The 8,210-nt window shown below is 65.2% G+C and carries 8 protein-coding genes; 5 read left to right on the top strand and 3 right to left on the bottom strand.

What is annotated here, in order from left to right; translation table 11 throughout:
* Nucleotides 1-248: 248 nt before the first annotated feature.
* From ACFDS6_RS13610 to ACFDS6_RS13600, 3 genes are all read right to left on the bottom strand, one after another.
* The gene (locus ACFDS6_RS13610; protein ID WP_375272652.1) at nucleotides 249-932 is read right to left on the bottom strand and encodes a DUF6445 family protein; all 684 of its coding nucleotides are present in this window, start codon (nucleotides 930-932) and stop codon (nucleotides 249-251) included.
* Between the two features lie 346 nt (nucleotides 933-1,278).
* Nucleotides 1,279-2,328, bottom strand: coding sequence for a ferritin-like domain-containing protein (locus ACFDS6_RS13605; protein ID WP_375272651.1), 1,050 nt, complete (start codon nucleotides 2,326-2,328; stop codon nucleotides 1,279-1,281).
* A gap of 50 nt (nucleotides 2,329-2,378) precedes the next feature.
* Complete coding sequence (locus ACFDS6_RS13600) at nucleotides 2,379-3,377, bottom strand: ferritin-like domain-containing protein (protein WP_375272649.1); 999 nt, start codon at nucleotides 3,375-3,377, stop codon at nucleotides 2,379-2,381.
* Between ACFDS6_RS13600 and ACFDS6_RS13595 the strand changes: the two genes are divergently transcribed.
* The 5 genes from ACFDS6_RS13595 to ACFDS6_RS13575 all read left to right on the top strand — a co-directional run bounded on the left by ACFDS6_RS13595 (nucleotide 3,342) and on the right by ACFDS6_RS13575 (nucleotide 8,190).
* A complete protein-coding gene (locus ACFDS6_RS13595; protein WP_375272648.1) occupies nucleotides 3,342-4,073 on the top strand; it encodes a sigma-70 family RNA polymerase sigma factor in 732 nt (243 codons plus the stop codon). The two genes, ACFDS6_RS13600 and ACFDS6_RS13595, sit on opposite strands and share 36 nt — an antisense overlap.
* Nucleotides 4,066-4,770: an anti-sigma factor domain-containing protein gene (locus ACFDS6_RS13590; protein WP_375272647.1), complete on the top strand. Its 705-nt coding sequence runs from the start codon at nucleotides 4,066-4,068 to the stop codon at nucleotides 4,768-4,770. The genes ACFDS6_RS13595 and ACFDS6_RS13590 overlap by 8 nt, the downstream gene beginning before the upstream one ends.
* Before the next feature lie 254 nt (nucleotides 4,771-5,024).
* The gene (locus tag ACFDS6_RS13585; RefSeq protein ID WP_375272646.1) at nucleotides 5,025-6,938 is read left to right on the top strand and encodes a pilus assembly protein TadG-related protein; all 1,914 of its coding nucleotides are present in this window, start codon (nucleotides 5,025-5,027) and stop codon (nucleotides 6,936-6,938) included.
* Nucleotides 6,935-7,516, top strand: coding sequence for a TadE/TadG family type IV pilus assembly protein (locus ACFDS6_RS13580; RefSeq protein ID WP_375272644.1), 582 nt, complete (start codon nucleotides 6,935-6,937; stop codon nucleotides 7,514-7,516). Before ACFDS6_RS13585 ends, ACFDS6_RS13580 begins: the two co-directional genes overlap by 4 nt.
* Nucleotides 7,513-8,190, top strand: a complete 678-nt coding sequence (locus tag ACFDS6_RS13575) for a TadE/TadG family type IV pilus assembly protein (protein WP_375272643.1) — start codon at nucleotides 7,513-7,515, stop codon at nucleotides 8,188-8,190. The genes ACFDS6_RS13580 and ACFDS6_RS13575 overlap by 4 nt, the downstream gene beginning before the upstream one ends.
* Nucleotides 8,191-8,210 lie beyond the last annotated feature (20 nt).

Below are 8,210 nucleotides of genomic sequence, written 5' to 3'. Positions count from 1 at the left end.
AAACTGCTTCCGCTTCATTCCGTCCGTCCCTTCGAGGGGCCGGTCTCTAGGTCCAGGTGGATGAAGAAACGGGGGTCACGTCAGCGGCACCATCCTTCTTTATGTGCTTCCACGAGGGAAGCGGCGGCGGCTGAGGCTAACGGGCTTTAGCTTGGGAACCCACGTGGGTCCTAGCTGGGGCGGCTCTGACTTGGCATCGCCCCACCGGTGCACATGCTCCGTTCCGCTGATTTACCTGGGTCCGAGTGCTAGCGGGCGCCAACCGAGAAGAAGCCAGTTACGGTCAGCCGACCGGCAGCCGGATCGCTCGACAGCGGATTATCTGTTTCGATGATCCCGCTATGAAGAAGAAAGCTGGGGTACACCAGGGCTCGGTTGAAGACAGGCTCGGCCAACCTCATCACTTCATAATTGTCGTTTGCACCTTGTATGTACTGAGGCGATCTTCCGTAATCCGCAGCAAGTTCGGCATCCACGGCCTTGAAGTATGATGGCGCTCTCTCTTCGTCTATAGCCTCAAAACTCGTGGCCCGATGACGGTAAAAGGCGGTGCCGCCTAGGTCGCCCTCTGAGAGATAGTGAAGAAGAGCGAAGCGGTCTGCACCCAAGGCGTCACAGTGCGGAAGCGTTTGCGGGGTACTCAGTTCAGAAGGACGCGTCGTCACCATCGAAAAGCTTATATCGAGTAACTTGTTCTGCCCGTACCGCCCGAACACGGAGGCGAACACGTTGCGGAGGATGGGGCTTGTCTCGGCTTCATACCCGTCGGGGACTGACGCCCGAATACCAGGGTAGTGATTATACGCAGGCTGGAACGCGGTCTCTTTCGCCGCCTTCCGCAAGGCGACCGGATCGCTGACGAAATCGTCGATGGTGACCAGCAGATGCCGCTCGCGTCCGATTACCTCGACTTTAATGCTCCGTCTGCCCATAGCGCATCAGTAATCACCTCGGCGAGCTTTGACTATGCCATCACCCATGTGTGAGCCCGAGCAGACCCTGCCGTCGTCACGTCATGCTCGATCAATGGGGTGAAGCGTTGCGGTAACGGTTCGAAACCCGTCTATCGCACCGATGAAATTACGGTTAAAGCGAGGGCGACGGGGCTGTAGAGCGACGGCCGTGCACGATCGCAATACCGCTACGGTGCCGATGGCGCCGATTGTCATCGCCGACCGGATGATCGCCTGATTGCCGGCCACCAAAACCTGGCATCCACGCCTTAGTCGCGAAGTTGATCAGCGTGCCCGAGCGAAGGTCGCTCGGGCACGCGCTTGATCAGGAAAGACCGACGCGCAGGGCCGGGTTCGGGTTGTTGGTACCGTTCGGGAAGAAGCCGCCGCTCGTGCGGTTGGCGCCCGTGGCGTTTAGGTACACGATGTTGTGCACCTGCTGGCTGTTGCGGCTGTAGGCGAGGCCGTTGACGTTGGTCGGAACGAGGTTGGCCGTGTTGTTGGGGCCGACAAGCCCCTGATCGTCGTCCGCGCCGATGCCACGCAGGTCGTCGTTGGTCGGCATACCGTCCAGCAGGTCGCGCGCGTCGGAGATCCGGGTCGTCGCCGTGAGGAGCGACGAGGTCGACATGCCCTTCGCGTAGAGCACCGTGCGCACGATGCCGGCGTGATACGCCTCGGCGGCGAGGATGCCGGCGGCTGCTTCGAGGAAGGTCTTGTTGGTGAGCAGCGGCGCTGCGCCCTTGTACGCGGTGACGCCCACGTCCTCGAAGATGAAGGCGCCGAGCAGGAAGTTCTCCGGCGACGAATAGGGATTAAACGTGTCGTTCGCCCCGATCACCCCGGCCGCGCGCGCCGCGGCGGTGAACGCGCCGTTCGGGCCGCCGTCGATGTTGATGTTGGGCATCGCGATCGCGGCGGAGCCGAGCGCCGTGCGCAGGAACGCGACGTGCGCCGCCTCGTCCGCGGCGATCTCGCGCGCGTAGGCGCCGACCACCGGATCGCCGCTGAAGTCGACCCTGGCACCGCCGGTGACGGTGCCGCCCGCCGCGCCCGATCCGCTCGCGAGCATCGCCGCCGGCAGACCCGTTCCGTTAACGGCGTAGAGGTAGAATTGCGCCTCGAGATATTCGAGGTTGAGCGCGAGGTTGAGCACGTCACTGTCGGTGATGGCCGCGGACGTCGGCGTAGGCGTCGGCGTCGGGCTGGGGGCCGGTGCCGGCATGAAGTCGTTGTCTTCGTCGCAGGCGGAGAGCAGCGACGCGCCGCCCAGCAGCACGACACCGCCGCCGGCGGCCTTCAGGAAGCCGCGGCGTGCGGCGCGGCGGGCATCCGCCGCCGCGAGGATTTCGATGGCTTTACGAGGATCGATCATCGGTAAATGTCCTAGATAACGTCAAACTGGATCAGCGGGGGACGCACCGGTCAGGTGGTCGACCTGATGCTGCCGTTGACGCCATTGGGGAAGAAGCCGCCCATCGTGGTCGTGCCCGCGTTCAGGTAGACGATGTTGAGCACCTGGCCGGGCGTGCGGCTGAAGGCGAGACCGTTGCTGTTGAGCGGCGACAGGTTGGCGGTCAGCGTGTTGCCGCTGCCGCTCGGTGCGATGCCCTGATCGTCATCGGGGCCGATGCCGCGCACCCGGTCCTCGGTCGGATTGCCGTCGAGCATGTCGCGCGCGTTGGAGATCTTCTCGGTCGCGTCGATCAGCCCCTGCACGCCCTTGCTGTACAGCGTCGTGCGCACGATCGCGGCGTGATAGGCCTCAACCGCCAGGATGCCGGCAGCGGCCTCCAGGAACGTCTTGTTGGTGAGCAGCGGCGCGGCGCCCTTGTAGGCGGTGACACCGACGTCCTCGAAGATGAAGGCGCCCAGCAGGAAGTCGGTCGGCGAAGCATAGGGATTGAACACGCCGGTCGAGCCGACCACGCCGGCCGCGCGCGCGGCGGCGGTGAACGGGCCGTTCGCGTCGCCGCTGATGTTGATATTCGGCATCGCCACCGCGGCGGAGCCCAGCGCGGTGCGCAGGAACGCCACGTGCGCCTGCTCGTCCGCGGCGATCTCGCGCGCGTAGGCGCCGACCAGCGGGTCACCCGAGAAATCGACCCGTGCGCCACCGGTCACGGCGCCACCGGCCGCGCCGCTGCCACCCGACGTCAAATTGGCCGCGAGACCGCTGCCGTTGACGGCGTAGAGGTAGAATTGCGCTTCGAGATATTCGAGGTTCAGCGCGAAGTTGAGCACGTCGCTATCGGTCACGGCAGTCTGCGCGAGCGCCGGATCAGCGTAGGCGAACGCGCTGCCGGCGGCGGCGACGCCCAGTGCCGCGGTGAAGAAGGCGCGGCGGTCCGAGCGGCGGCGCGCGCGACCGTCGAATGTTTCGATCAGTTGATCCTGTTCGGCTCGATCGTCTTGCATCGTCATTCGGCACCTCCCAGTCCACGGCAAGGCAACATGAAACGCCTTTCATCACGCGGGCATTTGGAGGTACGGCATAACCTGGAGCAAGGATGCAGGCGCGATCGCAAAAAAGTGACCCATGACGGATCAGAAGCAACCCGCCGCCGCACGGCATTGATCACCGCCCTGTCGCAGACCGGGGGCGGCGACCAGCAGGCGTTCCGTGTCGTCTACGACATGACCGCGCCGAAGCTTTTCGGCGTGTGCCTCCGTATCTGCGGGGAACGACAGGCGGCCGAGGACGTGTTGCAGGAAGTTTACCTGATCATCTGGAAGCGCGCGGCGAGTTACGAGCCGGCACGCGGCAATCCGATCTCCTGGCTGTGCACCATCGCGCGCAACCGCGCGCTCGACTGGCACCGGTCGTCCTCGCCGCGTCGTCGCGAAGCGGCCGAGGCGGGTGACGATGCCGCCGCGGCCGCGGTGAGCGACCACCAGCCGCTCGCCGACCATCTGCTGCTGCTGGAAGAGCAGCACCAGCGGCTGAGCCTCTGCCTCGACAGCCTCGACGATCGCCCGCGCGCCGCGATCTACGCCGCATTCATCGACGGCCTGACCTACGCCGACGTGGCCGCGCGATCGGCGGTTCCGTTGCCGACGATGAAGAGCCTGATCCGTCGCGCGCTGCTCCGGCTGCGGGAGTGCCTGCGCGATGACTGACGAGGAGCGCGTGATCGCGGCCGAGTTGGCGATCGGCCTGCTCACCAGCGACGAGCAGGAGCAGGCACGCGAGCGCGCCGCGTCCGAGCCGGCGTTCGCCCGCGAGGTCGAATGGTGGCAGGACCGCCTGGCCCCGCTGCTGGAGCAGACGCGTGACGAGCCGCCACCACCCCATCTGCGCGACCGCATCGTCGCACGGTTGAGCGTGCCGGTGCTGGAACAGCGGCGTGCCGCCCACCGCTGGCGGTGGGTCGGACTAGGCGGCGCGATCGGCGCCCTGGCCGCATCGGTCGCCGTCCTCCTGATCACGCCCGACGTGCGACCACCATCACCCGCGCAGCCGGCGCCCGTGACGCGGCCGGACACGATACTCGTCGCCTCATTGGCGTGGTCAGAGGACACGGCGCGGCAGGGTCCGGTCGCCGTGCTCGATCCCGTGCACGGTACGGTCCGGTTCTCGTCCGCCATCGATGTGGCGACGGGCAGCGTCGGCCAGCTCTGGCGCATCCCGGAGGGTGGGAAGCCCATCTCGCTCGGCTTGATCCCGAGCGACGGTGGCAAGCGCCTGATTCTCGCGCGCGCCGTCGCGCCTGTTCAGGGCGAGACACTCGCGGTGTCGGTCGAACCCGCGGGCGGCTCGCCGACCGGGCAACCGACAGGCCCGGTGATCCTCTCCGGCACGCTGACGCCCGTGTAGGGCGCGACGAGCCTAGCCCCTCACCTGCTCCCCTTCGGCCGCGCGCGATCGCGCGCAGCGGGCGGCCGGCTCGCACGGCAACGCGCTCGTACGCGGCATTGGCTCGTTGCCGCGGTCGTCGCTGCTTGAACGATCGCGGTGAGTCAGGAGAGGCTAGCACGGCGCGGTCGACGCATCCGAATAGGTTCGATCAGCTCTTCGATTAAGCGCTGCTTTACCCCGAGCTGGCATGATGCCTCCAAAGGGGATCGTGAATGCGCACTCTGCGTAGCATTGTACACCATCGACGCGGCGCAGCGCTGCCGATGCTGGCGGCCGGCCTGTTGCCGACGCTCGCCGCGCTCGGATCGGCGATCGACATGGGGCGGCTGTACATGGCCAGGTCGGCGCTCCAGGCGGGCGTGGACGCGGCGGCGCTCGCGGGCGCTCGCGCGTTTGCGGTGACGGGCACCGGTCCGACGTCGCGCGGCGCGCAGGTCGACGCGTATTTCTACGGGAATTTCCCCAAGGATACGATGAACGCGACCAATCTGGTCCTGACGCCCACGTTCACCGAGGTGAACAAGCGCAACCAGACCAGCGTCACCGCCACCGCGACCATTCCGATGGTCTTCATGCAAACGTTCGGGATGACTGAGCAGCAGATCTCCGCGGTGGCGGTGGCCGAGATACAGCCGCACCCGCTCGAGGTCATGATGGTGCTCGACAATACGGGCTCGATGAGAACCGATCTTCCGGCGAGCAAGGGAAACCCATCGAAGACGCGCATTACCGCGCTCAAGGATGCGTCGCGCAGTTTCCTGGATATCCTCTACCAGGGTGCCGACAACCGCGACGATCTCGCGCTCGGCTTCGTCATGTACGACATCACCGCGAACGTCGGCAGGTTGCTGCCGTCGTCGATGGTCCGCCAGCGTTTCGGCTTCAACGACCCACTCGCCATGCAGTTGGGCGGCGGTTGGCCGACACAGCCGCTGGCGTGGAAGGGCTGCGTCTTCGCTGACGCGACGGTGCGCAACCTGAGCAGCACGGTGACGTTCCGCGATCCGGGCGCGTGGGACATCGACCGGTCGCTGCCCGGAGAAGGCGCGCACCCGAAGATCGAGCCGTACTTTATTCCGCCGTTCTACACGCCCAGGGAGGGGTTCCAGCGCAACAAGCCCACGCCCAAACCAGGCAAAGAACGGCCAGGAAATGACGGCGCAGCCAATCCGAACAGCGATTTCTACAAGTATGCTGGAGGCGAGGCCGACTTCAACTTGTACAAATTGCACCCGCAGTACGCCGATAATATGCTCAACTACGATGCTTATCAGGACAATTTCGCGTCGAACCCTTATCGGCGCTGGTTCTACGACTATTATCTCGGGCTGAACAACGGTGCAGCCGGTGTCGGCGACGACGTCATCACGCAGGAAAACGGCAGCTATTTCGACCCGGACACAATGGCCTGGGATTTCGACACGAACACGGGAACGAGATTTCGGGTCAACTACGATCGTATTCCGCGCTTCCAGTCCGACTGGAAGGACCCAACCGTCTACCGCATCAATCCGCAAGGCGGCGCGAACAGTAACGGCAATACCAACAGGACGGAGGTGCCTTCGCCCAACTGGCAATGTCCGGAGGAGGCGGAGCCGGTCACCTACGGGCGCAGCAAGAGTTATTGGCTTGACGTGATCCAAAACAAGAACGCGGCGATCTACCCCGCCAACGGTACCTTGCACCACGCCGGGCTGTTGTGGGGCTATCGGTTGCTGGTGCGCGACGACGTGTTCAGGCGGACCAATCCGGTCAACGAGGATGCGAAGCGCGCGCTGGTCTTCATGACCGACGGTGAGACCGCGCTGGGCACGGCGCCGAACGGTTACGCGAACCGCACCTGGACCTTCTACGGCAATTACGGCGACGCGCCGATCTCCACCAACGTGGGCGATCTGACGCGGCAGTCCGAACTGCGCTTCTCCAAGACGTGCGCGTCGCTGCAGGCGGAGAAGAACCCGCCCAAGGTCTATATCGTCGCGTTGACCACCACGGACAAGAATACGCTCGACATGTTCGAGCGCTGCGCACCCGGCCACGTGTATCGCACGTCCGACGCCGCGACGCTGAAGTCGGCGTTCGACGACATCGCGTCCGAACTCGTCGACCTGCACCTGGTGAAATGACGATGTGGCACCGGCTGATCCACTGCGTCCGCGGCGTGACGATCATCGAGTTCGCGCTGCTCACGCCGGCGCTTCTTCTGCTGATCTGCGGCGGGATCGAGCTGGGTCACCTGACGTTCGCGCGCCAGGTGCTGGAAGGCGCGATGGTGGAGGCGGCCCGCACCGCCACCGCTACCATGGAGACGAACGAGAGCGAGCGCGCCAGCATCATGCGAAAGAGCGTGGCCAAGGCCATGACCCTTTTCCCGGTCGCCCCGGGTAAGGCGATCGACATCCAGACCAAGGTCTACGCCGACTTCGCCTCCGTCACGCCAGAGATCTACACCGATGCCAACAAGAACGGCAGATACGACCAGAACGAGCCGTTCGTCGACCGCAACAAGAACGGCAAATGGGACCCGAGCACGCCCAAGAGCGGCACGATGGGCAATGCGGGCGACGTCATCAGCTACACGGTGACCTATCCCAAGGCCGTGTTGTTCGACTTCGTCGGGCGGGCGATCGGCTTCACCAACGGCGTGCAGCCGCTGTCCGCGACCACCGTGGTCCGCAACGAAGCGCTGCGACGCAAGTCATGAGCGGGCGCCTCCTCTCGCTGCTCCGGGATCGCCGCAGTGCCCGTCCGCTGCTTCGGGACCGCCGCGGCGTCGCCTTTCTGGAATTCGCGCTCGGGCTGCCCTTGTTCCTCGGGCTGACGCTCACCGCGCTGGAGTTCGGCAACTTCGTGATGGCGAGCAATCGCGTGCAGCGCATGGCGGCGATGATGAGCGACCTCGTCGCGCAGAGCGGGACCGGCGAGGTCGGGATCAGCGAGAAACAGATCTACGACCTGTTCAACGCGCTCGACCTGACCGCGAAACCGTTCGACCTGCGCAATCGCGGCCGCGTGGTCATCACCGGCGTGCAAGGAACGGACAAGGACAACAACGGATCGATCGAGAACCGCATCCTGTGGCAGCGCTTCGACGGCGCCTACGTTCAGGCCGCCCCGCTGGTCGGATGCGCGCAGAGCGTCGCGGTCGCGGCGCTGCCGAACAATCGAACGCTGCTGCTCGACGAGATCCTGTTCCACGTCCAGGTGAGCTACCAGTACGAACCGATCTTCAGCGTTATCCCGTTCGGCGCGGTCACGCTCCAGCCGGTGATCACGCGGTCGGTGATGTTCCGCGCGCGGTCGAAGGACTTCACGACGCCCAACCCGGACCCGAGCTTTCCGCCGAAGAAGAACTGCTCCACCGCGTCAGGCTTGTGAGCGCAGCTATCCTACGCCTC

Source organism: Sphingomonas sp. (assembly GCF_042095875.1).
In the GTDB taxonomy this organism is placed as follows: Bacteria; Pseudomonadota; Alphaproteobacteria; order Sphingomonadales; family Sphingomonadaceae; genus Sphingomonas.
This window is presented reverse-complemented; position numbering and strand designations above follow the sequence as displayed.